1 pseudogene is annotated in these 279 nt (G+C 46.2%); it reads left to right on the top strand.

Going from position 1 to position 279, the window contains the following annotated elements:
* A pseudogene (locus AAEY78_RS12755) lies at positions 1 to 279 on the top strand (hypothetical protein); the annotation flags it as partial.

Raw genomic sequence — 279 nt, 5'->3', positions numbered from 1 at the left:
AGCAAACAGCGCTAAGCGATGATGAGCTTGCAGCGCAGTGGCAAGCAATTAAGGCACAAGAGCGCAGCGCTAAAACTGCAAGCGCTACATCTTCGCTGTGGCAAGATATTCCCGTTAATATGCCAAGCTTAAGCAAAGCTAAAAAAATTCAGCAGCGGGTAGCAGCTCTTGGTTTTGATTGGCCAAGTTACCATGGTGCATTGGATAAAGTGAGCGAAGAAGTAGACGAAGTAAAAGAAGCACTCGCTCACAATCCGTATTCAGATCATAGTGCAGAAG

This window comes from Psychrobacter sp. 16-MNA-CIBAN-0192, from assembly GCF_040309565.1.
Taxonomy (GTDB): Bacteria; Pseudomonadota; Gammaproteobacteria; order Pseudomonadales; family Moraxellaceae; genus Psychrobacter.
The sequence above is the reverse complement of the archived record's forward strand: the minus strand, read 5'-3'. Positions and strand labels throughout refer to the sequence as shown.